At 68.7% G+C, this 25906-nt stretch carries 21 protein-coding genes and 1 pseudogene; 17 read left to right on the plus strand and 5 right to left on the minus strand.

Annotation, left to right across the window (positions count from 1 at the left end):
• The first annotated feature begins 96 nt into the window (after positions 1-96).
• The 11 genes and pseudogenes from ILT42_RS08485 to ILT42_RS22810 all read left to right on the plus strand — a co-directional run bounded on the left by ILT42_RS08485 (position 97) and on the right by ILT42_RS22810 (position 13205).
• Positions 97-891: an HpcH/HpaI aldolase family protein gene (locus ILT42_RS08485; RefSeq protein WP_204214998.1), complete on the plus strand. Its 795-nt coding sequence runs from the start codon at positions 97-99 to the stop codon at positions 889-891.
• 133 nt (positions 892-1024) lie between these two features.
• A complete protein-coding gene (locus ILT42_RS08490; RefSeq protein WP_204214999.1) occupies positions 1025-2548 on the plus strand; it encodes an ABC transporter substrate-binding protein in 1524 nt (507 codons plus the stop codon).
• A complete protein-coding gene (locus ILT42_RS08495) occupies positions 2545-3975 on the plus strand; it encodes a M20/M25/M40 family metallo-hydrolase (protein ID WP_204215000.1) in 1431 nt (476 codons plus the stop codon). The genes ILT42_RS08490 and ILT42_RS08495 overlap by 4 nt, the downstream gene beginning before the upstream one ends.
• Positions 3969-4886, plus strand: a complete 918-nt coding sequence (locus ILT42_RS08500) for an ABC transporter permease (RefSeq protein WP_204215001.1) — start codon at positions 3969-3971, stop codon at positions 4884-4886. The genes ILT42_RS08495 and ILT42_RS08500 overlap by 7 nt, the downstream gene beginning before the upstream one ends.
• A gap of 10 nt (positions 4887-4896) precedes the next feature.
• Positions 4897-5727, plus strand: a complete 831-nt coding sequence (locus ILT42_RS08505) for an ABC transporter permease (RefSeq protein ID WP_204215002.1) — start codon at positions 4897-4899, stop codon at positions 5725-5727.
• Entirely contained in the window at positions 5724-6731 is a 1008-nt protein-coding gene (locus ILT42_RS08510) for an ABC transporter ATP-binding protein (RefSeq protein WP_204215003.1), read from the plus strand. The genes ILT42_RS08505 and ILT42_RS08510 overlap by 4 nt, the downstream gene beginning before the upstream one ends.
• Positions 6728-7777, plus strand: coding sequence for an ABC transporter ATP-binding protein (locus tag ILT42_RS08515; RefSeq protein ID WP_204215004.1), 1050 nt, complete (start codon positions 6728-6730; stop codon positions 7775-7777). Before ILT42_RS08510 ends, ILT42_RS08515 begins: the two co-directional genes overlap by 4 nt.
• A gap of 236 nt (positions 7778-8013) precedes the next feature.
• Positions 8014-8877 carry a substrate-binding periplasmic protein gene (locus ILT42_RS08520; RefSeq protein WP_204215005.1) on the plus strand — a complete coding sequence of 288 codons (864 nt, stop codon included), beginning with the start codon at positions 8014-8016 and terminating at the stop codon, positions 8875-8877.
• Positions 8878-8991: 114 nt separating this feature from the next.
• The gene (locus ILT42_RS08525) at positions 8992-10668 is read left to right on the plus strand and encodes a gamma-glutamyltransferase family protein (protein WP_204215006.1); all 1677 of its coding nucleotides are present in this window, start codon (positions 8992-8994) and stop codon (positions 10666-10668) included.
• Positions 10661-11644, plus strand: a complete 984-nt coding sequence (locus tag ILT42_RS08530) for an ABC transporter substrate-binding protein (protein WP_204215007.1) — start codon at positions 10661-10663, stop codon at positions 11642-11644. Before ILT42_RS08525 ends, ILT42_RS08530 begins: the two co-directional genes overlap by 8 nt.
• Positions 11645-11681: 37 nt before the next feature.
• Positions 11682-13205: pseudogene (locus ILT42_RS22810) on the plus strand (amino acid ABC transporter permease/ATP-binding protein).
• Between the two features lie 83 nt (positions 13206-13288).
• On the opposite strand, the gene ILT42_RS08545 reads toward ILT42_RS22810, so the two are convergent.
• From ILT42_RS08545 to ILT42_RS08565, 5 genes are all read right to left on the minus strand, one after another.
• Positions 13289-14050: a hypothetical protein gene (locus ILT42_RS08545; protein WP_204215010.1), complete on the minus strand. Its 762-nt coding sequence runs from the start codon at positions 14048-14050 to the stop codon at positions 13289-13291.
• Between the two features lie 52 nt (positions 14051-14102).
• On the minus strand, positions 14103-15302 hold the full coding sequence (locus tag ILT42_RS08550) for a gluzincin family metallopeptidase (RefSeq protein ID WP_204215011.1): 1200 nt from the start codon (positions 15300-15302) through the stop codon (positions 14103-14105).
• A gap of 70 nt (positions 15303-15372) precedes the next feature.
• Positions 15373-16125 (minus strand): TfuA-like protein, encoded by a 753-nt coding sequence (locus tag ILT42_RS08555; protein ID WP_204215012.1) that lies wholly within the window; start codon positions 16123-16125, stop codon positions 15373-15375.
• On the minus strand, positions 16122-17315 hold the full coding sequence (locus tag ILT42_RS08560; protein ID WP_204215013.1) for a YcaO-like family protein: 1194 nt from the start codon (positions 17313-17315) through the stop codon (positions 16122-16124). The genes ILT42_RS08555 and ILT42_RS08560 overlap by 4 nt, the downstream gene beginning before the upstream one ends.
• A gap of 9 nt (positions 17316-17324) precedes the next feature.
• Entirely contained in the window at positions 17325-20399 is a 3075-nt protein-coding gene (locus ILT42_RS08565; RefSeq protein ID WP_204215014.1) for an AAA family ATPase, read from the minus strand.
• 202 nt (positions 20400-20601) lie between these two features.
• Between ILT42_RS08565 and ILT42_RS08570 the strand changes: the two genes are divergently transcribed.
• The 6 genes from ILT42_RS08570 to rpoN all read left to right on the plus strand — a co-directional run bounded on the left by ILT42_RS08570 (position 20602) and on the right by rpoN (position 25880).
• Positions 20602-21099 carry a hypothetical protein gene (locus ILT42_RS08570; protein ID WP_204215015.1) on the plus strand — a complete coding sequence of 166 codons (498 nt, stop codon included), beginning with the start codon at positions 20602-20604 and terminating at the stop codon, positions 21097-21099.
• A gap of 109 nt (positions 21100-21208) precedes the next feature.
• Positions 21209-21823, plus strand: a complete 615-nt coding sequence (locus ILT42_RS08575; protein WP_204215016.1) for a ribonuclease D — start codon at positions 21209-21211, stop codon at positions 21821-21823.
• A 106-nt stretch (positions 21824-21929) separates the two neighbouring features.
• Complete coding sequence (lptC, locus tag ILT42_RS08580) at positions 21930-22700, plus strand: LPS export ABC transporter periplasmic protein LptC (RefSeq protein ID WP_204215017.1); 771 nt, start codon at positions 21930-21932, stop codon at positions 22698-22700.
• The gene (gene lptA, locus ILT42_RS08585) at positions 22697-23368 is read left to right on the plus strand and encodes a lipopolysaccharide transport periplasmic protein LptA (protein WP_204215018.1); all 672 of its coding nucleotides are present in this window, start codon (positions 22697-22699) and stop codon (positions 23366-23368) included. Before lptC ends, lptA begins: the two co-directional genes overlap by 4 nt.
• A 110-nt stretch (positions 23369-23478) precedes the next feature.
• The gene (lptB, locus tag ILT42_RS08590) at positions 23479-24270 is read left to right on the plus strand and encodes an LPS export ABC transporter ATP-binding protein (protein WP_229428546.1); all 792 of its coding nucleotides are present in this window, start codon (positions 23479-23481) and stop codon (positions 24268-24270) included.
• A gap of 113 nt (positions 24271-24383) precedes the next feature.
• A complete protein-coding gene (rpoN, locus tag ILT42_RS08595; RefSeq protein ID WP_204215019.1) occupies positions 24384-25880 on the plus strand; it encodes an RNA polymerase factor sigma-54 in 1497 nt (498 codons plus the stop codon).
• The last annotated feature ends 26 nt before the right edge of the window (positions 25881-25906 follow it).

Here is a 25906-nt window from a genome sequence, read left to right on the forward strand (position 1 = left end):
CGACACGCGCAGAATCAGTATTGGCCCAGACGGGAGAGACGATCTCACATTTCCGGACAATCCAAACACTGGCCGAACCGAAGGGAGCCGCCCGCCATGTACCGAACGAATCCGCTCAAGGAACGCCTGCGCAATCGGGGCAATGTTCTCGGCTGCTGGACGATGCTGGGCAATCCGCACATCACGGAGATCCTGGCCCTGTCCGGCTTCGATTACCTCATCCTCGACCAGGAGCACGGGTTGGGGGATCCAACGTCTCTCTCCCTGCAGTTGCAGGCCGTATCGGCCACGAACGCCACCTCCATCGTTCGCGTGCCCTGGAACGACCACGTCTACCTCAAGCGGGTCCTGGACGCGGGCGTCGAGGGCGTGATGATCCCGAACGTCGAGACGGCCGAGGAGGCCAGGGCCGCCGTCGCGGCCTGCCGATACCCGCCGCTGGGCCGCCGCGGCACGGCCGCCAGCACGGTGCGGGCCTCGAATTACGGCATGGCGGCGAACTACGTCTCCACCTGCGCGTCCAATCTCCTGATCGTCCTGCAGATCGAATCGGCCAAGGGCGTCGAAAACATTGACGAGATCCTCGACGTCGAGGGCATCGACGTCATGTTCATCGGTCCCTACGACCTCTCGGGGACCATGGGCCAGCTCGGCAACATCAAGCATCCCGATGTGGCGCGCGCGATCGAGCACGCGGAAAACCGGATCAAGGCCCGGGGCGTGCCGATGGGAACCGTCCCGCATCCCGGCTGCACGTGGAAGGACATGTTCGCCCGCGGCTATCAGTTCGTGAATGCCGGCAGCGACGTGGCGCGGCTGCGGGACGGCTCGCTCGCCGACGTCAAGGCGTTTCGGGAGACCTATCCCGACCACAAGCTCTCCGCCGCGTAGGAAAGGCGCGGCAGGAGGGCTGAGCGCCCCCGCGAGGAAGCGGGGCGGCAGAAAGCGAAGAGGCCGGCACCAGGCCCGAACGCTCGGCAGAGGACTTCGAACGGCTACACGTGAAAGAAAGTGGAGAGACCCAATGGCCAGCAATCCAGATCTCACCCGCCGGCACATTCTCAGCGGCCTGGGCGCCATGACGGCGGCCGCCACGATCGGCAGCCCCGGCATCGCGTTCGCCCAGGTCAGCGGCGACTCCCTGATCGTCGGACAGACCGGAGACATCATGTCTCTCGATCCGGCCTACCGGCTCGATACGCTGACGGGAATCGTCCAGAAGCATCTCTACTCCTCCGTTCTAAGCCGCATGCCGGACATGAGCGTCGGGCCGGGCGTCGCCAAGTCGGCCGAGCGCCTGTCGCCGACGCGATGGCGCCTGGTCCTGCGCGATGGCATGACATTCAGCAACGGCGAACCGGTCGATGCCGAAGCCGTCAAGTACACGATCGCGCGTCTCAATGCCGAGGAGACGAAGTCTCCGATCCGCAGCTTCTTCGTCAACCTGAAAACGGTCGAGGTCGAATCGCCCAATGCTGTGGTGATCGAAACCGAAGCGCCGGACGCCCTCTTCCAGGCTCGCATGACGAACCTGCAGCTCGTGCCGCCCAAATACACGGCCGGCGTCGGCCTGAAGTTCAACGAGGCGCCGATCGGATCCGGCCCCTACGTGCTGGACCGGTGGCGGCGCAACGAAGAGGTCGTGCTGCTCGCCAATCCGACCTATGGCGGCGAGGCCAAGCCGAAATACAAACGCATCGTGTTCCGTCCGGTGCCGGAGGAGATCGCCCGCATTTCGGCCGTCAAGACCGGTGCCGCGCATCTCGTCACGTCCCTGTCGCCCAATCAGGCCGCAAGCCTGTCGAGCAACGAGGACGTTCAGGTGCTCAAGGTCGAGAGCAACCGCGTCATGGTGGTTCAGTTCAACCCGTTCGCGGAGCCGGCCACGAACCCGCTCTTCCGGCGGGCCGTGGGGCTGGCCATCAACCGCGACGAACTCATCCGCGGGCTGATGAAAGGCTATGCGAGTCCGGTGAAGACGATCTACGCGTCGTCCATCCAGGGCGTACCGGCGGATGCGCAGGGCGATTTCCCCTACAATCCCAACGAGGCCAGGAAGATCATCGAGGATCTGGGCCTCAAGGGGAAGGAGATCGAGCTGGCAGGCGCGGCGGGGCGCTATCCCCTCGACCGGGAGACGGCGCTCGCCGTCGGAGCCCAATTGCGCAGGGTCGGGCTGGATGTCAAAGTACGGACCGAGGAGTACGGATCCTTTGCCACCAAGATCAAATCGAACACGGTCGCGCCCATCTTCATTCAGCCGCACGGCAATGTCTGGCTCGATCCCCTGCCGCAGATCATCGCCTTCTTCTACAGCAAAGGCCATTGGTCGGGCTGGAAGGAACCGGCTCTCGACGCGATGATCGACAAGGCCAACCAGGCGGACGGTCCCGAGCGCGTCGCCCTCGTGGGGCAGCTGATCAAGAAGCTCAGGGATGACGCCTCCGCGGTTCCCCTGTTCGCCCACGAGGTCGTCTACGCGGCCGCGCCCTCCTTGAAATGGCGGCCGCGCGCCGACGATCTCATCATCGCCGAGGAAATCGGATGAGGCCACAGGCGGCCGACGAGGCGAGGCTGATGGCCCGCATCGAGCGGCGGGCCGACCTTTCCCTCGACGAGATCCGCCGCGCGATCCGTCAGCCGAGCGTCAGCCAGACGGGCGAAGGCGTGGACGCGATGGCTCTGTGGACGAAAGACTCTCTCCACGAACTCGGGGCGCAGGCCCGGCTGGTGCCGGGACGCCATGCCCCGATCGTGGAGGGGGAGCTGATCACGGACGCGAGCGCCCCGACCCTGCTGCTCTACGACCTGTACGACGTGCAGCCGGCCGCCGGCCAGACGGGATGGATCGTCGACCCGTTCGCCGCCGCCATCGTTCCCGGCGCCGATGGCCGGGACCGTCTCGTCGGCCGGGGTGCCTTCAACTCGAAAGCGCCCTTGTTCGGGACGCTTGCGGTCCTCAGGACCTTCAAGGAAGCCGGCATCCGCCCCCCGGTCAACATCCGCTTCCTGATCGAGGGCGAGGAGGAGATCGGCAGCCCGTCCCTCCCTGGCTATATCGAAGCGAACCGGGAGGCGCTTGCCGGCTGCGACGCCGCCTTCATCCCCTATTTCGGCACGAACGGCGCCGGACACACCATCCTGCGCCTGGGGTTCAAGGGCCTGATCCTTCTGGAGTTCCGCGTCACGGGGGGTGACTGGGGCGGCCCAGTGGCGGGCGACATCCATGCCCTTCACGGCGCGCTCGTGGCCAGCCCCGCATGGCAGCTCGTCCAGGCCCTCGCGACGCTGGTCGACCGCCAGGAGAGGCTCGCCGTCGACGGGCTCGACGACATCACGCCCGGTCCCACGAGCGTCGAGCGATCGCTGATCGACGAGGTGGCGAAGCTCCACGATTTCGAGGCCTTCCGGCGGGAGGTTCGGGTCGGACGCCTCAAATCCAGCGGGCCGCCGCAGGATCTGCTGGCGGCCCTGATGCATTCGTGCACGCTCAACATCGATGCCCTGGCGGCCGGAACGGTCGAGGAGGGCCACGACCCGGCCACGATCATTCCCCAGACCGCCAGCGCCTTCGCCGACCTGCGGATCGTGCCGGGCATGGACCCCGACCGCGTGGTGGGGCTGATCCGTCGACACCTGGACCGGCGGGGTTTCGGACATGTGGAGATCCGCGTCCGGTCATCCTATCCGGCCTCCAGCACCGAGGCCGGTGAGCCCGTCGTGCGGGCCCTGGCCGACGCCTGTCGCGCGCATGGCGCCGATCTGAGGATCTACCCGCTGCACGCCGGCGCCGCGCCCATGCATCTCTTCTCGCAGGTTCTGGGCCTGCCCTACGCCTTCGGGGGGCTCGGACACGGGGCCGGCGCGCATGGGCCGAACGAATATGTCATGGCTGACGCGATCGTGCCGTTCATGAAGTGCGTGGCGACATTCTTCTACCGCTTCGCGCGCTATCAGCGAGAAACGCGATGTTGACCTACCTGGCCCGGCGCAGCCTTCTGGTGATCGTCACGATCGCGGGCGTCATGACGATCCTCTTCGGCCTGCAGAAGCTGGCCGGCGATCCCACCATCTTCCTGCTGCCGCCCGAGGCCACGGAGGCGGAGCGCTTGAGCCTCCTGCATCGGCTCGGCCTCGACCGTCCCCTCATCGTCCAGTACCTGTCCTTCCTGGCCAATGCGGCGACCGGGGACATCGGCCTGTCGTGGAAGTACAACGAGCCGGCGCTGCCCATCGTGCTCGAAGCCTTCCCGGCCACCATCCTGCTCGCCACGTCGGCCCTCGCCTTCAGCATCCTGACCGCGGTCCCCCTCGGGATCCTGGCGGCCCTCAGGCGCGACACCTGGGTCGACACCTTCGCGAGCGGCATCGCCGTCATCGGGCAGGCCATGCCGGTTTACTGGTCGGGCCTTCTGTTCATCCTGCTCTTCAGCACCACCCTGCGGTGGCTCCCCTCGATGGGTGGGGAAGGCTGGCTCGCCCTGATCCTGCCGGCCGTCACCCTGGGGCTCAACACCATGGCGCGCATCATGCGCATCACGCGCTCCTCGATGCTCGACGTGCTCGGCCAGGACTACGTGAGGACCGTGCGCGCCAAGGGCATTCCGGAATACGCCATTCTGTTCAAGCATGGCCTGCGCAACGCCGCCGTGCCGATCGTGGCGCTCATCGGGCTGCAACTCGGAGGCCTTCTCGGCGGAGCCGTTCTCATCGAAACCGTCTTTTCCTGGCCGGGCGTCGGGCGGCTGGCCGTCAACGCGGTCTATTCCCGGGATTTCCCGCTCGTGCAGTCGGTGGCTCTCATCGTCACGGTCACGTTCTCTCTCGTGAACATGTTCGTGGACGTGCTCTGCGCCACGCTCAACCCCCAGATCCGGCTCAATTGAAGGGACATCCATGTCGAAGAAAGGTCTTGCGGGATTCGGCATCCTCCTTCTCGTCATCGTGGCCGCCATCACGGCGCCGTGGATCTCCCCCTTCGATCCGAACGCCCAGGACATCATCAACAGCCTGGCGGCGCCGATGGCCGAGGGGAGCGAGGGCGGCATCCATCTCCTGGGCACGGACAGGCTCGGGCAGGACGTCATGAGCCGCATCATCTACGGGACGCGCGTGTCGCTGACCGTCGCCTTCGGGGCCGTCGGTGTCTCGGCCCTGATCGGCATTCCCCTCGGCCTCGCGGCCGGGTTCATGAGCCGCACGGTCGAGTCGCTGGTGCTCGTCGCGACCGACATCGTGCTGTCGATTCCCTTCATCCTGCTGGCGCTCGTCCTCATGAGCGTGCTGGGCGCGAGCCTCACCAACCTCATCATCGCGTTCGCGGTCGTACGCTGGGCCCAGTTCGCCCGGGTCACCTATTCCCTGTCGCTGGAGCTCCGGGAGAAGGAATACGTGCTGTCGTGCCGGGCCGCCGGGATCTCCCTGCCGCGGACGCTCGCCGTGCACGTCCTGCCCAACATGGTCGGACCCCTGATGGTGATCGCCACCCTCGAGCTGGCCTACGCGATCCTCATGGAATCGGGTCTCTCCTTCCTGGGCCTCGGCGCTCCGCCGGAGACGCCGTCCTGGGGCGGCATGCTGCAAGAGGGACGCAACGAGCTCGACACGGCCTGGTGGCTCACGGCCGCTCCCGGACTGGCCATCATGGCCACGGCCATCGGGTATAATTTCGTCGGAGACTGGATTCGCGACCGACTCGATCCGCGCCTGCAGGGAGTGCTGCGATGAACGCACCGGTCTTCCAGATGAGCAATGTCAGCATCGACATCGGCGGCCCGCGATCGATCATGCAGCGCATCGCCAGCGGCATCAACCTCGAGCTGCACAGGGGTAGGACGCTGGCCCTCGTGGGCGAGAGCGGGTGCGGCAAGTCTGTGACGGCCCTGTCGGCCATGAACCTCCTGTCGGCCCCTCTGCGGGTCAGCGAGGGCTCCATCGTGCTCCGGACGGAGGACGGCCCGCAGGATATCGCGGGGCTGGACCCGTCGGGCCGGCAGATGCGGGCCATTCGCGGGCGCCGCATCGCGATGATCTTTCAGGATCCCATGACGGCGCTCGACCCCGTCTATACGGTGGGCGACCAGATCTCCGAGGGCCTGCGCCGGCATCTCGGCCTGTCGCGGAGAGAGGCCTGGGCACGGGCCGTCGACCTCCTGCGTCTGGTGGGCATCCCCGCCCCGGAGGAGCGCGCGGGGCACTATCCCTTCCAGCTTTCCGGCGGCATGCGGCAGCGCGTGATGATCGCCATCGCGATCGCATGCGCTCCCAGCGTCCTGATCGCCGACGAGCCGACCACGGCCCTCGACGTCACGGTCCAGGCGCAGATCCTGGACCTGCTGCGCGATCTCGGCGAGAGGCTCGGCATGGCGACCCTCCTGATCACCCACGATCTGGGCGTGGTGGCCGAGAATGCCGACGACGTGATCGTCATGTATCGCGGCCACGTGGTCGAGAAGGCGGGCGTGGGTGCCTTGTTCGACAACCCGGCGCATCCCTATACCCGGGGGCTGATGGCCTCCCTTCCGCCCGCGGACGGAAGGCGGGTCGAGCTGACCCCCATTCCCGGGCAGGTTCCGCCGATCACCGAGGAGATCCAGGGCTGCCCGTTCGCCGGCCGCTGTCCCCATGTCATGCCAAGATGCGGGGAGCGGATGCCGGCCCTCCAGAACCTCTCGCCGGAGCATTCGGTGGCCTGTTGGCTTTACCCGGCCGTCGCGGAGGCCGTCGCATGACCGAGCGCCTGCGCATCAGCGATCTCAAGGTCCATTACCCGATCCGCAAGGGCCTGTTCCGCCGGGTCGTCGGCGCGGTCCGAGCGGTGGACGGCGTCAGCCTCGCCATCCCGACGGGGGCCACGTTCGGCCTCGTGGGCGAGAGCGGCTGCGGCAAGAGTTCCCTCGCCAGGGCCATTCTTCAGCTGCAGAAGCCCTCCGGCGGCCGGATCCTGTTCCGCGCGCAGGGACAGGACGCCGCCGCCACCGACCTGACCGCACTGAGCCCGCGCAAGCTGCGCGCCCTGCGGCGCGAGATGCAGATCGTGTTTCAGGATCCATACGCGGCGCTCAACCCTCGTCTGCGGGTCAAGACCATTCTCGACGAACCGCTGCGGGCGATGGAGTCGCTCGGTGGCGCGGAGCGCCGCGAACGCATCCTGCAGAGCCTCGAGGCCGTGGGGCTGACCGAAGCGGCGCTCGAGCGGTTTCCGCACCAGTTCTCCGGCGGCCAGCGCCAGCGGATCGCGATTGCCCGCGCGCTCCTGTCCCACCCGAACTTCATCGTCCTCGACGAGCCCGTCTCCGCGCTCGACGTGTCCGTGCGCGCACAGATCCTCAACCTGCTCATCCACCTGCAGCGCCGGCTCGGCCTCACCTATCTGTTCGTCTCCCACGACCTGTCCGTGGTGCGGTACCTGTGCGATCAGGTCGCGATCATGTATCTCGGCCGCATCGTCGAGAGCGGCCCGACGGACCGGATTTTCGCCAACCCGCTTCACCCCTACACCAAGCTTCTCCTGGCCGCCGTGCCGGCGCCCAGGCCCCGGCGGGGCCGAAAACCCGTGAGGCTGCAGGGCGATCCGCCAAGCCCCATGAACATGCCCGAGGGCTGCCCCTTTCACACCCGATGCCCCGACGCGACGGACGAATGCCGCACGCAGGTGCCGCAACTGCGGGAGCTCGAGCCGGCGCACACGGTGTCGTGCCACCATGCGGAGCGCCTTGCCGTTCAGGACGGTCCGGCCGGCGCCCAGGCCATGGCCCTCGCCCGCGCCACGGCCTGATCCTCATTGCGGCCGGGATCGGCGCTCCGGATCGGAGCGGGCAGCCCGCTCTCGAGCCCGACGGCGTATAGCCCGGGCCTATACCACGTTCAAATGTTTCAATTTTTCGATGATCTCCTGCTGCGTAAGATGATCCCGAGACCCGGCCTCAGCCGGCCACGACGCCAAGCGCCCGGACGTGAGACGCGACAAGGGCATCCGACGTCCCAGCGAGGGCCGTCTTCGGGAGAAACGAGATGAAGCATCCCAGGTCGTTCCGGCATCTGTTCGGTGTCGCCGCACTCACCTTGAGCGCCGCCTTCACGGGCGCCGTCGCGCAGGATGCGGCCCGACCGGCTCCGCTGGAGACCGTCGTGCCCGGGCAGCTGACGGTCCTGTTCAATCCCGCCTCGCCTCCCACGTCCTTCATCAAGGACGGCAAGGCGACCGGCATGGCGGTGGAGATCGTGGAAGAGATTGCCAGACGCCACAACCTCGCGGTGGAGTTCAAGGCCCAGGCCGATCTCGCCGGGGCCTTGCCGGCCGTTTCGAACCGGCAATACGACCTTGCCGCCATGGGCCTCATGAGAACGCCCGAGCGGGAGGCCGTCGTCGATTTCTCGGGCTCCTGGTACTACGGCTGGTTTCCGCTGATCGTGGACAAGAGCGCCGGCATCGGCGGGTACGGGGATCTGTCGGGCAAGACCGTGGGCATCAACAAGGGCAGCATCCAGGAACGCTACATGGCGGACAACCACCCCGGCATCCAGCTCATGGCGTTCCCGAACGACACGGCCGCCGTCGCGGCGCTGAACGCCGGAAAGGTCGACGGCGTTCTGACGGGAAGCGCCCTGCTCGGCGAGACGCTGAAGCGGTTTCCCCACCTGACGGTCGCGGCACGGACGCCCACGCCCTATCCGAACGCCTTCCCGGTGCGCAAGGGCAACGACGCCCTCCGCAAGGCCCTCGACGATGGGCTGCGCGAGCTCGTCCGGGACGGGACCTATGTCAGGATCTTCGACAAGTGGCATGCGGGGGACGCCCTGCCGGAGCCCATGTACAAGGATTATCCGGGCCTTGAAGCCCAGCGCGCGCCCGGGGTGGCGTCCCCGCGCTCGTAGGATCGCGCGGGATCGCGGGCCGCGTCGGGCCTGCCGCCGCGCCGTGCGATGCTCCCGATGGCGGCTTCTCTCGAGAGAAGCCCGTCAACCCCCCACACCTGCTTCGAGGGATCCATGGGCTCGATGGTCGTTTGTCCAGAGCCGCCGGCGGCTGCGGTCGGCGCCGACATCCTGCACCGCGGCGGCAATGCGGCCGATGCGGCGGTTGCGGCGGCTTTCGCCCAGGGCGCGACCAACCCCTTTCAATGCGGCCTCGGCGGCACGGCCATCCTTCTCGCCATGGACAGGACCGGCGGCACGACGGTTCTGAACGGAGAGGCCGAGACCGGGTCGGGTCCGGTTCCCGCCGGCTGGGCCCGGCACCTGAACGGCCGCGCGGAGGCCATCGGCCGGTTCATCGTCGAAGGAGACGACAATCAGATCGGCGCCCCATCGGTCATGGCGCCAGGGTTCGTCGCCACCTGCGCCGAACTCCTCGCCCTGCACGGAAGCGGCAGGTTTTCCTGGGCCGAACTGATCGCGCCGTCGATCCGCCTGGCGACCGGCTTCGAGGTCTATCCCTACATCGCCGCGATCTGGGCCCGGGAGTTCGAGGAGCGCGGTCCCGCGGCTCCCGGCTATCCGTCCCTCATGGCGAAGTTCGAGCGGGACGATGGCGCCAGGCGCCTCTATCTCAAGGACGGATCGCAGCCGTACCGGACCGGCGATTGCCTGCGCCAGCCCGCCCTGGCCCGGACCCTGGACCGGATCGCGCAGGCTGGGGCGGCGGATTTCTACGGCGGAGCCGTCGGCCGGCAGATCGGCGAGGACCTGGAGCGCAGGGGCAGCCTGGTCCTGGCCGAGGATATCGCGTCCTACCGGGTGCGTCGGCAGGAGGCCCTGCATGCCCGGTATCGCGGCCACGACGTCCACACGTCGCCGCCGCCGAGCCCCGGCGTCCAGCTCGTCGAGATGCTGGGCATCCTGGAGAGGTTGAACATTCCGGCGCATCCGCGCGACAGCCTCGAGGCCGTGGACACGATCGCGCAGGTGATGCGCGCGGGCTTTGCCGACAACCGGGACGTCAAGGCGGTTCTGCTCCCGGAGGCGGATGCCTGGACGCGGCGCGTGACATCGCAAGACCGCATCCGCCAGTGGGCGGAGCGCATCGCTCGAGGCGAGCGTATCGCCGGCGAAGCCGAGAGGCGGAGCACCGGGACGACGCATGTGGTCGCCGTCGACGATGACGGTCTCGCCATCAGTTTCACCCATTCCATCGGGTCCGTCGCCGGAGCGGGCTTCGTTTCGCCGGAGCTCGGCTTTCTGCACAACAACTTCCTCGGCCATTTCGACCCCCGCCCGGATCGGCCGATGTCGATCCTGCCGGGGCGGCGCATCGGCAGCGGAATGCCGACGATCGTCCGCCGGGACGGTCGCACCAAGCTCGTGATCGGCGCCCCGGGCGGCAGCAGGATCATCACGTCGATCCTCCAGGTTCTCCTGAACGTCGTGGACCGGGACATCCCGGCCGACATCGCCGTGGGATTGCCGCGGTTCCACAGCGAGGAAGACCTGCTCATTCATCTCGAGCCCGGCTGGCCGGAGGCCATTCGCACGGGACTCGAGAGCCGAGGCTGCGCCGTGCGCCGGGCCATCGATCAGGCGCGCGTTCAGGCCATCCAGATCGACCAGGACGGCCGCCTGATCCCGGGCGCGGATCCCCGCGGCGGGGCCGTCGGTCTCGGACCCGCATCCGGTTCCCGATCCTCGTCCGGCTCCCGCCCAACCATCGGAGATGAAACCCATGCCTGATCTAACGTTGAACATGACCCTTCGTGCCTATGACCACCTGACGCCTCTCTTCCTGGGCGATGTTCCGACGCCGGGCATCAAGCTCAACCTGGATCATCGCGCGCCCCTGACCAGCGCGTTTCCGGAGGGGCTCGCGGCGGCCGAGGTGTCCTTCAACCGCTATGTCCTGGCTGCCGCGAAGGGAGACGACAGCCTCATCGGGCTGCCGGCCTTCATCCTGCGCGGCTTCCGGCACCGGAACTACATCGTGCGCCGCGACAGCCCCCTGGAAACGCTGGCGGACCTGCGCGGGCGCACGATCGGGACGAATTCCTGGAGCGATACCGGCACCATGTGGGCGCGGGCCGCCATGCGCGACGCCGGGGTCCAGGTGTCGGACGTGGATTGGGTGATCGGCGACCTCGACGAGGCCACGCCGCTCAAGCCGCCGACCGCCCTGGACGTCGACCCTCCCAGGGGATCGCGGGTCCTGCGCTCCGGCGAGACGCTCATGGGCAAGCTGCGCGACGGAAGCATCGACGCCGTCACGACGGCCTTCATGCCCGAGCCGGTCTTCCAGCCCGACGGCGAGTTCCGCCGTCTGGTGCGCAACTACCGCGAGGTCGAGCAGGAGTTCCATCGCCGGACCGGCGTCTATCCCGGCTTCCACATCGTCGCGGTGCGCCGTGATTTCGCCGAGGCTCACCCCGCGGCCGTGATCACGCTCTATAACGCCCTGCGTGCGTCCTGGGATCTCTGGTGGTCGAAGGCCAAGAAGTTCGCGGAAGGCTCGCCCTGGGCGATGGAGGAGGTCGAGACCATGATCCGCGACTTCCCAGGCGACACGCCTCCCTTCGGCACCGAGGCGGTCGCCCACCAGCGCATGCTCGCGATGATCTGCCATGAGCAATTCGCCCAGGGGCTGATCGCGCGGGCGGCCCGCCCGGAGGACCTGTTCGGCGCCTTCGAGCGCCTGGGCACCAGGATCGCCGCATAAAGTTGGACGCCGCCACCAGCCGCGAGGGAGGGTCGAGATGCCTGAGGGGATGCAGAGACTTTGGCGCACGTTCTTCGACGTCGATCAGATCCTCGCCGTCCTTCCCGAGCTGCTGGCCGTCGGCGTTCCCAACACGCTCCTTCTGGCCCTGATCGCCGTCGTGATCGGCTCGTGCCTCGGCTTGGTCGTGGCCATGATGCTGATCAGCCGAAGCGCGTCCGTGCGCCTTCCGGCGCGAGCCTTCGTGGACGTGTTCCGCGGCCTGCCCGTCATCCTGACGATCTATCTCGTCGGCCAGGGCCTCCCGATCGCCGGCATCCGCATCTTCGGCGGCAACAGCTACGCCTATGCGGCGCTGGCGCTCGGCCTGATCGAGGCGGCCTATATCAGCGAGATCTTTCGGAGCGGCATCCAAAGCGTCGAACGCGGGCAGATGGAGGCGTCGCGCTCGTTGGGACTGTCCTATTTCGAAACGATGCGCTGGGTCATCGTCCCCCAGGGCATCCGCCGCGTTCTTCCGGCGCTCACGGGCCAGTTCATCCACATCATCAAGGGCTCGTCCCTCGTCTACCTCCTGGGCCTGCTTCCCGACCAGCGCGAGATCTTCAGCATCGCGTCCGACGCCGCGCACATCTCCGGGACCCTATCGCCCCTGGTTGCCGCCGGGATGGTGTATCTCTGCCTGACGATCCCGCTGACCTATGCGGTCAACGCCTTCGACAGGCGGCTGCGCGAGGGCGAAAGACCCTTGTCCGAGCCGGCTCCCGCGGTGGCTCCGGCACCGGCCCATCAGTCCTAGCGGAAGGAGATAGCCATGGTCTCGCATCGCCCGTCCGTCGGCGTCCGTACCGAAGGCATCACCAAGGCGTTCGACCGCAACCCCGTCCTGCGGGACATCACCCTGACGGTGGATCCCGGGACGACAACATGCATCATCGGGCCGTCGGGCTCGGGCAAGTCGACGTTCCTGCGATGCGTCAACCGGCTCGAGGAACCCAGTTCGGGCCGGATCATCATCGGCGACGAGGATATCACGAGGGCCGGGACCGACATCGACGCCGTGCGCTCGCGCGTCGGCATGGTCTTCCAGGGCTTCAACCTGTTTCCGCACATGACAGTGCTGCGCAACATCACCCTGGCGCTGACGCGGGTCAAAAGGATGCCGACGGACGAGGCCGTTCACGTCGCCGAGGCCCAGCTCGACGAGGTTGGGCTGCTGGACATGAAGGACCGCCGCCCCGCGCAGCTCTCCGGCGGCCAGCAGCAGCGCGTCGCCATCGCCCGCGCGCTGGCCATGCGGCCGCAGGTCATGCTCTTCGACGAGGCCACCTCCGCCCTCGATCCGGAGCTCGTGAAGGGAATCCTGGAGATCATGAAGCGCCTCGCGAAGTCCGGCATGACCATGATGGTCGTCACGCACGAACTGCGCTTCGCCAGGGAGGCCGCGCACCAGGTCGTCTTCCTCGACAGGGGGCGGATGATCGAGCGCGGCCCTCCGCAGCAAATGTTCAACGCACCCGCGTCGGCGCGGCTGAAGGAGTTCCTGTCGCAGATGCTCTGAGGGAATGCGCGTCGCCTCCCGGCGCGCTCCAGCGTCCGAGGCGGACGCGGCCCGCGTCGAGGCCGCCCGCGCCCGTCACGCCCTCAAGGGGAGGTCAGTCGCCCGCCGCGATGGGCGAGCTGCATTTCTCCCGCATAGGTGTTGGGCGGCCGGCGGCCGGGCCGGTTGGCGTCGAGGATCACGTCCTGCACGAGGCCGACCGTCATGCCCATCTCGATGACGCGCTGGCCGGAGCGCAGGCGCCAGCCCTGGTACCAGGCCTCGGGGTTGCCCGGAGCCGGAAGGTCGAAACCGCAGCCCAGGGGGCCCTTCACCCGCTCCTTGTCGCCGTGGGTGGCAAAGCCGATCAGGCGCGGCTTGTCGAAGCGGTAGCAATGGCCCTCGAACGCGTAACCGTAGGCCGCCAGAACGACGAAATCCGTCGGCCCGCCCTCCCGCCGGCGCCTGCGGCTGTCGATCATGCCCAGCAGGCCGACATTCCACCGGCTGTTCTCCAGGTTGAGCACCGCCACCTGGCCCAGGACGGCCATGGCGTCGGCGCCGCTACCGGCGTCGTCGCTGATCTCCACGGTCGGGACGGTCTTGCCGTAGGTGCCCGGATTGACCACGACGATCTGCCGGATCTCGCCGTTCTCGACGACCGGGACGGCTTCGGCGTGGGTGGCGTAATCCGCGTCGTCGTCGAAGCCGAACCGGACCCGGGTCGAGTCCGAGTAGCCGCTGCCGCCGTCGATGACCGCGACGGCGATCACGCCGGTCTGCTTCAGGGAGATTCCATAGACGATGACCTCGTCCGTCGCGAAGCCCGCCGACAGGCCCGGAGCCGGAACGTCGTTTGTGCTCATAATCTGTGCCTCCTCGATGCGAATGATCTGCGGGTCGTGACGGCGGCCCGGTCTAGTCGAAGCCCCGCCAGGCGAAATTGTCGGCGATGCGGTCCGCGTAGCGCGCGCCGCGTCCCCTGAGGGCGGCCTCCACCAGGGCGTCCTTGGCGTCCGCGAAGGTCATGCGGTCGGGATCGAGCAGGTCCCAGGAGCGCATGAGCGCCTCGCCGAGCGTGTCGCGCGCCTCCGCCAGCGCCGCCTTCATGGGAAAGTGCCGCAGCTCGTAATCCGCCCCCGTCATCTGCAGCTCGCGCTCCAGGTCGCCCTGGGAAAGCTCCAGGCGCAGATGCGCGAAGCTGCGCGGGTCGAGCCGCGAGAGGCCGCGCTCGAACAGGATGGCCTGGTAGATCTCGATCAACGTGTCGAACAGCGCCCCCGCGAAGGGCTTCGAGCGGTCATGCACCTCATGCCCGACATCTCCCATGCGCAGGGAGTTGCTGAAGCGCCGGACCTGCTTCTCCTCGGACAGCTCCGCGAAGCGGTCGAGCTCGTTCATGACGAGAAGGTTGCCCCGCGTCCGGCGCAGGATCCGGTCCATGGCGGTGTCGAAATGCAGGAGGCCGATGAGCGAGACGAAATCCGCCACGGCCTCGTGATAGGCCAGGAAGTCGGAACTCGGCGCCGAATAGCGCGGCAGGCCCAGGGTGCTCATCAGCACCAGGTGCGCGAGCTCGTGCGCGATCACGTCGAAGTTCAGCGCGAAGGGAAAGCGGGTTTCCGTGCGCTCGTCCTCGCCGAGTTCGAGAAAGCCCCAACCGGCCTGGGCGTTGTCCCACGGCACGTGCGGGATGATCTCGAGCCGGGCGAGCTCCGGCTCGAAGAACCAGGGCCAGGTGCGCCCGAGATAGTTCTCGCAGATGTCCAGGACCCGGTGCGTGCACGCGAAGGCGTGGGCCGCCATGAAGTCGCGGCTGCCGGGCTCGAGATGATCGAAATGCCCGTCCGGACCCGGCGCGACCGGATTGAAGCAGGGGCCCTGGAAGGGTGGCAAGTAGGGAGCTTGGTAGGGCTCCTTGGGCAGGGCCGGATCGCGCACATAGGCGCGCCGGCTCGCGGGACCGGCGGTGATCTGTCCGGGCGGGACCGGCAGCCAGACGAGTTCCGGGCGCTCGTAGCCCGGCACGAAGGGCGGCTGGGGATAGACGAGAAAGCGCGTGCCGACGCTGGCCGTCGCCGTGCCGGCATCGGGAGACCAGGTTGCGAATGCATCCATGGGGCGCGAGCTTTCTCATGCGATGCGGGGGCTGCCGCATCCTCGACCTGACGGGCGAAAGGGTAAAACTCTAGCCGCCATGGTGCACGGTTAGGCCCGCCGCATCAAGATCCGCCGCCCAGGCCTCCGTCATGCGAAAGGGGGGCGCGACGACCGTCTCCTCCGGGCGGGATGCCAGGTGGCGCAGGAGGCCCAGCGCGTCCTCCCGCTTCTGGCGCACGGCGTGAATCTCGATCCACGCCCGCAGGGCCGGCACGGCGCCCCGCAGCGGGTCCGGCAAGACACAGGCGGCGTCATCCAGGAGGGCCGCATAGGTCCGGTCGAGGAAATGCAGCCGTCGCGCCGCCGCGTCGAGGGCCGCGCGCAGGCGCCCGTCGATCACGCCGTGCCGCTCGGCGCGGCGGAAGGTGAGACGCATGTCGATGAGCGCCTCGCCCAAGGCCTGTCCTCCGAGGGCAGGCGGCATCATGGCGACCGCGACCTCGTCGTCGTCGGCCAGGGGAGTGGCCCTGTACCAGCGGTAGATCAGCCCGTGGCCCCTCATGCCGAAGGGATGGAGTTCGGCGGCGCGCAGCGCGCCCATGCTGGCGGCGCCGTAGACCGAAACCCCCTGCGCGAGCGCCCAGAGGATTTCCTTGTGCCGCACGGCCGGGACGGCCGCGAAGATGCCGTCGATCAGCACGATCCGCCGCGCTCCTCCATCCTGGATCGCCCGCACGACGTCGCCTCCCTCGGCGGGAGGCCGATAGACGGCGGGCAGGCAAGCCTCGGCCTCGTCGCGGCGGAGGGTGGGGCCCAGGAAGACCACGGTGCGAGGCGTCACGCGCGTGCTCCCGGGTCGAGGATGAGGGGAGGGGCGAGAAGGCGCGCCACGTGCAGGCCGAGCGCCGGGTCGCTGTGAAGCGGCACGACGATGGCGGCCTCGGCCCCGGCCTGGCGAAGGGCGCCGATCACACGCTCCAGCCGGCCGACATCCGAGGGCGTCTCGGGCAAGGGCGGGTCCTCGACCCAGCGCAGGCGCGGCGGATGCGCCAGGTGATCGCGCCAGGCCGCAAGCGCCGGGCGGTCGTGCCCGGCCGGATAATGGCGCCGGGTCACGTCCTCCCGGGCGCCGGAAATGGCCGTGAGGCGGGCCTGGCAGGCTTCGAGCAGCGCCTTTTCCATGGCTCGTTCATGGGTCGTATCGCAGCCCGAGCCCTGGGCCGGCAAGGGTGCAAGCTCCCGGGCCCGGTCCCCTTCCATCACGTGGCAGAGATAGACCGGCAGGTCATGGGCGGCGGGCGCCTGCCAGAAGCCGCACACGAATCCCGCGGCCCCGACACCCGCCAGGAGGCCTGCCCGCTCCGCGCTCAAGAGGGGCGCCGGATCGGTCTGCCAGCGGTCGTGAAAATCCTCCCGCCGGTACGCTCTCGCGATCGCGTCGCGCTCCAGGATCTCGAGGCCCGCATGACAGACGGCGCCCGCGAGGCTGCGCCCGGCCCCGAGACCGGTGGTGACGCGGGGAAAAAAGCAGGGGTGCGGCGAGGGCAGGGTGTAGACCGTGTCCACCAGGGCCATCGGCACCGGCCTGACCCGTCCCGCGAGCAGGTCCCATCCGTCGATCCACGGAACCGGCCGCTCGCGCCAATCCTCCGGCGCGCCGCCGAGCCAGGGCCCGAAGAGCGCGGCGACATCGGGCGGCTGGGCGGAGAACGGGCTGCGGAGGCGGTCTCGGTCCGCGATCCGCTCGGCCGCCCAGGTTTCGACCGCCTCCATGAGACCGGACGCGAGGGCTTGGCCCGGGGCCGTGCCCTTGCCCTGACTGACCGCGTTCGAGAACGCGAGGGGGCGGGCGACCTGCACCACGGGAATTCCGATACGGTCGAGCCTGGTGACGCTGCCCACGCGCGTGATGCCGAAATCCGCCCGGCGGGCGATCAGCCGCGCGAGCCAGTCTTGCGGGCTCTCAGCGGGTGGGCGGTCCCCACGGAGCAGTCCCATGACCTCGGACGCGGCGGGGGGATCCCTTGTCACGGCGGGAGGTCAGGACTGCCGGGCGCGGTCGAGATCGGCGCGGGCCAGGGCGGCGAGCGTTGCGGCGCCCTGTTCCTCGGCCAGCCGGATGGCGCTTTCGAGATCCTGGACGGAGGCGTCGGGGTTCACCGCGGGGCCGCGGGTCCTGGCGCGCATCCTGTAGAGTTCCGGCAGCCAGACGGCGTTTCCGGATGTTTGAGCGTCCTGAATCGCTTCGTTCAGAACCACGAGGGCCCTGTCCTCCTGGCCGGCACGGATCAGCAGCTCAGCCCACAGGCTGCGGTAGACGGGCCAGTCCTCGTCCGAACCGACGGCCTGCTGAGCCTCGAGCCCCTGCAGGAATTCCGAAAAGCCCGTGTCGAACGCGCCTTGCAGGGCCGTCGCCCAGCCGCCGAATATCCTGCTTTTGGCGTGCACTTCCGGGAGGCCGTGCGTTTCCGCCAGAAGGTGCATCCGGCTCGCGAAGGCAGCGGTTTGCGCGAGGTCGCGGCAATAGACGCTGAACAGGGCCGCGTAATCCAACGCGTGGCAAAGGCTGCCGAGGTGATCGATCGACTCCGCCCATTCCAAGGATTGCCGCATGCTCGCCTGCGCGCCCGTCCGATCGCCCATCAGCCAGAGCAGATGGGCCCGCTCCCCCAAGCCGCACACCTTGGCATCGTGGCCCCCGTAGCGGGCGCGGCTGACGCGGCCCTGATCCGGATCGTAGAGTTTCAGGCCCTCGTCGATGCAGTCCATGCACACATCGTGATGGCCGACATGATAGTTGGCCGCCCAGGCGCAATGGAAGCTCTGCAGCCGGATCTCGGGGTCGTTGGCCCGGTCGAGATCGTCGATGAGAACCTGCGAGCGGGTTTTCTTCGTGATCCGGTCGGGCGATGTGTACCACCAGCCCCAATAGAGCGGGAACCAGCGCTCGCGTTCGCCCGCCACCTCCTGCCGGCGGCAGAGGGCGACGCCCTGGTCGTAGACGGCGCGGGCCTCCGGCGATCCCTTGCCCGACAGGGCGATGACCACCGGGCCGCGGGCGGCGAGGAGCTGGAGCGACAGCTCGTCCGCGTCCGGGCCGGGCTCGCAGCGGCCGATCAGATCCTCGGCGAAGGCCAGGAGGCCCTCGGCCTCGCGCACGGCCGAGCGGGCCGAACAGCTCTCGGCGGCCCGCAGGGCGTAGCCGGCGGCGTCGCGGGGCCGGCCAGCCTGGTCGCAATGCCAGGCCATCACGTCGTCGGGCAGCACGGAGCCTCCCTGCCGCGGCGCGAGGTCGGCCACGCGCCCGTGCAGCTCGCGCCGGTCGGATTTGAGCAGGCTGTCATAGGCGGCCTCCTGGAGGAGGACGTGCCGGAACCGGTAGGCGGCGTCGCTCTCCTCGTGGGTGCGGCGGATGATGCCGGAGCGGAGCAGGTGCGCGAGGGCCTCGTCGAGGGAGAGCGCGGGCTCCTCGCGCTCCAGGACCCGCGCCAGCAGGTCCGCCCCGAACTCCCGCCCGATCACGCTCGCCAGCTGGGCGATCCGGCGCGCGGGGCCGAGGCCCGACAGGCGGGCCGACAGGAGATCCTGCAGGGTGACGATGCCGCTCTCGCGCAGGGCCCGGTCCCAGTCGCGGGCGTCGGAATCGCCCTGGAGGAAGCGCTCCTTGAGCAGGATCGCCAACTCCTCGGCGAAAAGGGGAACGCCGTCGCTCTTGTGGTGCACGAAGGAGGCGAAGCCCTGCGGCGGCGGACCGCCCCACAGGGAGGCGATCATCCGGGGGGCGGTCTGCGCGTCGAGCCGCCCCAGCGCGACGGTCGTGGCGTTCGGTCGCGGCGGGACGCCCTCGTCGTCCTGGCGGCTCGTCAGCAGCACGAGAACCGGAAGCCCCGCGAGCCGGTCGGCCGCCTCCGCGATCAGGCTGCGGGTCATGGTGTCGGCCCAGTGGGTGTCCTCGACGACGATCACCTGCGGCCTGCGCGCCGCCCAGGCGGCCAGGACCGTGAAGGCGGCATCGAGGGCGAGCCGCCGCGTCTCCTCGCCCGGCCGGTCCGCCAGCCGGTCCGCCGGGCGGTTGCCCGGCCCGCCGCTCAGGAACGCGATGACCTCGGTCTCGTCGGGCTCCAGCGCCACGCCGCCGTGCCGCATGAAGGCGTCCACCTCCTCCACCGAGAGCGACGGCGATCCGGCCGTCTCGCCCCGGATGAGGCGATGCAGGGAGTCGATGAACGGATGGAGCGGTCGGGCATTGCCCCGGGGCAGGCATTGGAAGACCCGCACGTCGCCGGTCCGGCCTCGCCCCGGGGCTTCCGGGGCCTTCACCTCCTGGCTGAACTCGGCCACGAGGCGCGACTTGCCGATCCCGGCCTCGCCCACCACCGTGAGCACCTGGCCGCGCCCCTCGCGGGTCTCCGCCCAGGCGTGGCGGAGCCGTTCGAGCTCCGCGTCGCGTCCCACCAGGGGCGTCATGGGATGGCGCGAGGAGGCGAAGCGCACCCCGTGCGACCGGCGTCCGGTCGGGCGCCAGATCTGCACCGCCTCCGCGAAGCCCTTCAGGGTGCGCTGGCCGAGGGGCTCGAACGCGAAGGCGCCGCGGGTCAGCCGGAAGGTCGCGTCGGCCACCACCACGCTGTCGGGCTCGGCCTCGGATTGCAGGCGCGCCGCGAGCGCGGGCGTGATGCCGATCACCTCCCAGCCGCCCGGCAGGGCGCTGTCCTGGAAATCGGAGATGATCACCATGCCGGTGGCGATGCCGACGCGCACCTGAAGCAGCGGGCCCTTACCGGATTCCTGGAGCGCCCGGCAGCGGGAGACCAGGTCGAGCCCGGCCGCCACCGCGCTCTCGGCCGCGGTTTCGGAGGGGGCCGGATAGCCGAAATAGGCCGCGCCGCCGTCGCCCCGCAGGGTGTCGAGATGCCCGCCCTGTTCCTGGATGGAGGCGGCCGCAAGACTGTGCACCCGGCGCTGCACGAGGCCGAATTCTTCCGGGTCAAAGGCGTGAAGGAGCTGCGTCGAGCCCACGATGTCGTAGAAAAACGCCGTGACCTGGCGGCGCTCGCCGGCCAGCCCCGAAGGGGCCCTTGGGAACGATCGGTTTTCGCCTGCGGAAATGGCCATCAACTCCGCTCCTGACGGCAGACGTCCATTCACATTAGTCATAAACCTTACCCTAGGAGAACATTTAAAATCCCCCGTTTCCCTTCCGCTGTGCGCATCGGCACGGCCCGGATGTCGCACCCCCTCGGAACGGCCCGCCAAGCTGGAACGGCCGGGCTCGTCCAGCCGTTGAATCGTCTGACATTCCCGTGAGGAGAGTATGATGGCCCTGTCGTTCCGTTCGATCGCCGTCGGGCTCGCGGCCCTGGCGGCGGGCCTCGCCGTCGAGTCGTCCGCGGCCCCGGCCCAGGCGCAGGTCTGGTACGGGCCGGGCGACAACCCGGTGGGACCCTATTACCGGGGCGGCTGGGGCGGACCGGGCTACGGCTACCGCCCGGTTTACCGGGGCGGCTACGGTTACGGGCCCGCCTATTACGGTTACCGGCCCCGGCCCTATTGGCGCGGCTACGCCCGTCCGGCCTATTACGGCTATGGGTACGGTTACGGCGCTCCGTATGGGTATTATCGGCCCTATGACAGCAGCGGCGCCGTCGTGGCGGGTCTCATCGGCGGCTTGGCCCTGGGCGCCATCGCCAACCAGCCCCGTCCGGCCTATCGGCCCGCCTATTACCGGCCCGCCTCCCGATGCTGGTACCAGCCGCGCCGGGTGGTAAACCGCTATGGCAACGTGGTGGTGCGGCAGGTTCGCACCTGCCGCTAGGGATTGGACGCCGTCTCCCGCAAAAACCCCGCTCCGGCGGGGTTTTTTCGCGGTTGCCGCCCCGGCGCGGACAGGTTACAGCCTGTCAACCTCTCCGGACACGGATCTGATGACCATACGCTTTCATCGCGGCGATCTGCCCGCCGATTACCGGCCCGGCCCGTCGGTTGCCATCGACACCGAGACGCTCGGCCTCAACCCGCACCGGGACCGGCTCTGCGTGGTGCAGATCTCCACGGGTGACGGCACGGCCGATGTGGTGCAGATCCTCAAGGACGGGCCGAGGCCCGAGACCTTGCTCCGGGTCCTGTCCGATGAGAGCGTGCTGAAGATCTTCCATTTCGGCCGCTTCGACATCGCGGTTCTGTTCCATGCCTTCGGGGTCCTGGCGCAGCCTGTCTACGACACCAAGATCGCCTCGCGGCTCGTGCGCACCTACACGGACCGGCACGGCCTCAAGGAGCTGGTCCGGGAGCTGATCGGCGCGGAGATCTCCAAGCATCAGCAATCCTCGGATTGGGGCGCCGACGCGCTCACCCAGGCTCAGATCGAATACGCGGCGTCCGACGTGCTGCACCTGCACGCCTTGAAGGAGAAGCTCGACGCCATGCTGGCGCGGGAGGGACGCACCGAACTGGCGCAGGAGTGCTTCGACTTCCTGCCCACGCGCGCCCGTCTCGACCTTCTCGGCTGGCCCGAGATCGACATCTTCGCGCATAGTTGACGCACGCTTAAGCTTTCTCGCATAAATTGGAATTGGTCATAACTTCGCCATCGCGATGGCCCATGGCGCCGGTCCTCACGCATAGCGCGAAAAGGGTCTTTTGCTGGTGACGGTCTTTCAGGGCACCATGAACGATACGGTTCGGCCGCCGCTGCCGGCCAAGCGCCTGCGCGCGTTCGCACAGGCGCGCCGGCACTCGCGCTGGGTGCGGTTCGCCAAGTGGGCCATTCCGGTGGGCTCCGTGCTCGCCATGGCGGCTGTCGCATTCGTGATCGTGTTCGATCCCTTCCGCAACATCCTGCCCGGGCTCACCGTCGGGCCGATCACCGTGTCTGGCACCCAGGTCACCATGGAGGCCCCCAAGCTGTCGGGCTTCCGCAACGACCTGCGGCCCTATCAGGTCACCGCCACGGCCGCCACGCAGGATGTCCGCCAGCCCAATCTCGTGGAATTGAAGGACCTGCGCGCCAATCTGGCCACCGACGACCAGGGCGGAACCGCCCATCTCCAGGCCAGGACCGGAGTGCTCGACACCCAGAAAGAGCAGATGAAGCTGGACCAGGACGTCCATGTGCGCACGGATGCGGGCCAGGAGGTGAAGCTCCGCTCCGCCTTTGTCGACTTCAAGGCCGGCACTGTGGTATCGACGGAGCCTGTTACAGTATCCCTCGGCAACGGGGTCATCGAGGCGAAAGGGATGCGGGTGAGCGACAACGGCACGGTCATGCGGTTCAAGGGGCGCGTCCAGACCGTGTTCCGCACGTCGCAATTCGGTCCCGAAGCCAATCCCGCCGGCCAGCCCGCGGCCGGTCCCGCCTCCGCGCCCGCCCCACAAGCTCCGGCCCAGCCGGCCCAACCCGTAAGTCAGCGTCCATGATCACCATGAAATACGCCGCTCTCCTGGCCGGCGCCTTCCTCACCGCAATGCCGGGCCTGCCCGCGCCGGCCTGGGCCCAGGCCGAGAAGGAGCGGGCGGCGGGCTTCGGCAATTTCGGCTCCAGCAAGGAGCCCATCAAGATCGATGCCGACCGCCTCGACGTGTTCGACAAGGAGGGCCGGGCGGTGTTCACCGGCAATGTGGTGGCGGTCCAGGGCGACAGCACCATGAACTGCACCCTCATGACGGTGTTCTACGAGCAGAACCGCGAGGGGGCGGGCGGCTCCATCGTGCCCACCTCGCAGGGCACGGACGACAGCTCGATCAAGAAGATCGACTGCAAGGGCCCGGTCACCATCGTGTCGAAGACGCAGGTGGCCACGGGCAACGAGGCCACTTTCGACCGGCAGGCCAACAAGATCTATCTGACCGGAAACGCGGCGCTCAGCGACGGTCCGAACGTGACCCGGGGCGAACGCGTGGTCTATGACCTGAACTCCGGCGTCGCCAACGTGGAGGCCAAGCAGGGCGGGGGCGGGCGCGTCCGGGCCCTCTTCGTGCCGGGCAGCGGGTCGGACCCGGCCGCCGCGCAGAAGCCTGCCCCGAACCAGAAGCCTGCGCCCGCACCGGCCAAGCCTCAGAACAACCGGCAGGCACCGACCCGTTAAGGGGCATTCCGCCTGACATTGTGCGTCTTTCGATCAGTGAACGACCCGTGAAACCTTTCTTCAACCGCCGCCCTGCCGCCGCCGCCCGGGTCTCCGACGCACCCGTCGCGATGCCGTCCGTGGGCCGTGCGTCCGAGCCGGATGTCCGGCGCATGCACCCCCAGGCCGTGTTCGGCGGCCCTGGAATCCTCGCCGTGCGCGGCCTCCAGAAGAGCTATCGCGGCCGCACCGTGGTGCACGAGGCGGCCCTGAACGTCAGGGCCGGCGAGGCCGTGGGCCTGCTCGGCCCCAACGGCGCCGGCAAGACCACGATCTTCTACATGATCACGGGCCTCGTCTCGGCGGATCTGGGCGAGATCAGCCTGGACGGGCACGACGTCACCAACCTGCCCATGTACCGCCGGGCGCGACTGGGCATCGGCTACCTGCCCCAGGAGGCCTCGATCTTTCGCGGCCTGTCCGTGGAGGACAACATCCGGGCGGTGCTGGAGGTCGTGGAGCCGAGCCGCAAGGAGCGCGACCGCAAGCTCGACGCCCTGCTGGACGAGTTCAACATCACCCGCCTGCGCAAGGCGCCCTCCATCGCGCTCTCGGGCGGCGAGCGCAGGCGCTGCGAGATCGCCCGGGCGCTCGCGGGCGAGCCGACCTTCATGCTCCTCGACGAGCCTTTCGCGGGCATCGACCCCATTGCGGTGGGCGACATCCAGAACCTCGTGCGACACCTGACCCGGCGCGGCATCGGGGTGCTCATCACGGACCACAACGTGCGCGAGACGCTCGGGCTGATCGACCGGGCCTACATCATCCATTCGGGCCGGGTGCTCACGGAAGGCCATCCCGACGCCATCATCGCCAACGAAGACGTGCGGCGGCTGTATCTGGGCGAGGATTTCCGGCTCTGATCCCCTGGGCGGGTCGCTCGCCAGCCGCAAGAGTGTTTTGACGCCGCGGGAACGGCGCTGTAGACAAGCACGGCAGGCATGCAAGAATCATGCCGATCCCCTCAGGATGCCGCATGGGCTCGATGCAACGGTTGGAGCTTCGCCAGGGCCAGACCCTGGTCATGACCCCGCAGCTTCTGCAGGCCATCAAGCTGCTCCAACTCTCGCATCTCGATCTCGCAAGCTATGTCGGGGCCGAATGCGAGCGCAATCCCCTCCTGGCGCATCCCGAACCCGGTCCCGATACCGGCTCGGGCGCTCCGGACGGCCGGACGGGCGGATCCGACCTCGAATGGGGCGGCGAGCCCGGCGCAGGAGCGCAACGGGACAGCGAGGCGCCGCAACCCCCGGAACAGCACCCGTTCGAGCCGTCGGACGCCTTGCCGCCCACGTCCTTGAGCCTCGGGCGAGGGGGGCTGCAATCGGGCTCCGGCCGTGCCGGATCCGGCGACCCATCCCAGGGCGGGGATTTCGCAACCGCGGTCGCGGCGCCGATCGGGCTCGCGGAACACCTGGAGCGACAGCTGGACCTCTGTGGCGGCGAGGGACCGGACCGGCTCATCGCCCAGCACGTCATCCACAGCCTGGACGAGACCGGCTACCTCGTCGAAACAATCTCCGAGATCGCTTCCCGCCTGGGGGTCCCCGAGGCCCGGATCGAACGGGCCCTCGCCCTGGTCCAGGGCTTCGACCCGCCGGGCGTCGGGGCCCGCACCCTCGCGGAATGCCTTGGCCTCCAATTGAAGGACCGCAACCGCTTCGACCCCTGCATGGAGGCGCTGCTGACCCGCCTCGATCTCGTGGCGAAGCGCGACCTGGGCGCGCTTCGCCGCCTGTGCGGGGTCGACGACGAGGATCTCGCCGACATGCTGGCCGAGATCCGGAGCCTGGACCCGAAGCCGGGCTTGGCCTTCGGGTCCGCTTCGCCGCAATTCCTAGTGCCCGACGTGCTCGTGCGCGCGGCCCCCGACGGCACGTGGGTGATCGAGCTCAACCCCGAGACCCTGCCGCGGGTGCTGGTCGACCAGACCTATTACCTGCGCCTGTCGCGCGCCGCCCGCAGCGACGAGGATCGGGCGTTCCTGAGCGAGTGCCTGCAGAGCGCCAATTGGCTCAAGCGCAGCCTGGATCAGCGCGCCCGGACGATCCTGAAGGTGGCAGGCGAGATCGTGCGGCACCAGGACGGGTTCTTCCGCCACGGCGTCTCGCACCTGCGCCCGCTCACCCTCAAGACCGTGGCGGACGCCATCGGCATGCATGAATCGACGGTCTCCCGCGTGACCGCCAACAAGGCCTTCGGGACGAGCCGGGGTCCTTTCGAGATGAAATATTTCTTCTCCGCCGCCATCGCGGGCGCGACGGGCGGAGAGGCTCACGCATCGGAAGCGGTGCGCCACCGCATCCGGCAGCTCGTGGACGCGGAGGCCGCCGACGCCGTGCTGTCGGACGATGCAATTGCCCAAAAATTGAAGCATGAAGGCGTCGACATCGCGCGCCGCACCATCGCCAAATACCGGGAATCGCTGCGAATTCCGTCATCCGCCGACCGGCGGCGCGCCAAGCGGGCGTAGGGTGGGTCATGAACCGAGTCAGGAGC

The sequence above is a fragment of the Microvirga pudoricolor genome (genome assembly GCF_016892705.1).
GTDB classification, from domain to species: Bacteria; Pseudomonadota; Alphaproteobacteria; order Rhizobiales; family Beijerinckiaceae; genus Microvirga; species Microvirga pudoricolor.